The following is a 1,320-nucleotide window of genomic DNA, read 5'->3' as shown; positions in this document are numbered from 1 at the left end:
GTCGTTGGCTCTAGTTTTGTATAAAATTGAACACTAATATATAACTAAGATTAAATAAGTATTAATTATGGCAAAGGAAACTTACGATCGTTCCAAACCGCACCTAAATATTGGTACAATTGGACACGTAGATCACGGAAAAACTACTTTAACTGCAGCTATTACTAAAGTAATGGCTGATGCTGGATATTCAGAAGCTAGTGCGTTTGATCAAATTGACAACGCTCCTGAAGAAAAAGAAAGAGGTATTACAATTAACTCTTCTCACGTTGAGTACTCAACAGCTAACCGTCACTACGCTCATGTTGACTGTCCTGGTCACGCCGATTACGTAAAGAACATGGTAACTGGTGCTGCTCAAATGGACGGTGCTATTCTTGTTGTGGCTGCGACTGATGGTCCTATGCCTCAAACTCGTGAGCACATCCTTCTTGGACGCCAGGTAGGTATTCCAAGAATCGTTGTATTCTTAAATAAAGTTGACCTTGTAGATGATGAGGAGCTTCTTGAGTTAGTTGAAATGGAAGTAAGAGATCTTCTTTCTTTCTACGAGTACGATGGTGATAATGGTCCTGTAATTTCAGGTTCTGCACTTGGAGCACTAGAGGGAGATGAGAAATGGTCTAAGACTGTTCTTGATCTTATGGAAGCAGTTGATAACTGGATTGAACTTCCAGAACGTGATGTTGATAAGCCTTTCTTGATGCCTATCGAAGATGTGTTCTCTATTACAGGTCGTGGTACAGTAGCAACTGGACGTATCGAAACTGGTGTTGCAAACACTGGAGATCCTGTAGAGATCATTGGTATGGGAGCTGGAAAACTTACTTCTACTATTACTGGAGTTGAAATGTTCCGTAAGATTCTTGATAGAGGTGAAGCTGGTGATAACGTAGGTATCTTGCTAAGAGGTATTGAGAAGTCTCAGATTTCTAGAGGTATGGTAATTACTAAGCCAGGATCTGTAACTCCACACGCTAAATTCAAAGCTGAGGTTTATATCCTTAAGAAAGAAGAAGGTGGACGTCACACTCCATTCCATAACAACTACCGTCCACAGTTCTACGTACGTACAACTGATGTAACTGGAACAATCAATCTTCCTGATGGTGTAGAAATGGTAATGCCAGGTGATAACCTTACAATTACTGTTGAGCTTATTCAGCCAATCGCAATGAATACTGGTCTACGTTTCGCAATTCGTGAAGGTGGTAGAACTGTAGGTGCTGGACAGGTAACTGAAATTCTAGACTAAGAATTTTCTATATATAAAAAGGTATCCCGTGGCAAGCGGGGTGCCTTCACTTATATTTACGGGTT

General features: G+C 40.5%; 1 protein-coding gene. It reads left to right on the top strand.

Annotated features, from left to right (window positions below; genetic code table 11):
* Window positions 1–67: 67 nt before the first annotated feature.
* Entirely contained in the window at window positions 68–1,255 is a 1,188-nt protein-coding gene (gene tuf, locus ACNI3T_RS03020) for an elongation factor Tu (protein WP_322302161.1), read from the top strand.
* Window positions 1,256–1,320 lie beyond the last annotated feature (65 nt).

The organism is Christiangramia qingdaonensis (assembly GCF_048381525.1).
Lineage (GTDB): Bacteria > Bacteroidota > Bacteroidia > Flavobacteriales > Flavobacteriaceae > Christiangramia.
The sequence above is the reverse complement of the archived record's forward strand: the minus strand, read 5'-3'. Positions and strand labels throughout refer to the sequence as shown.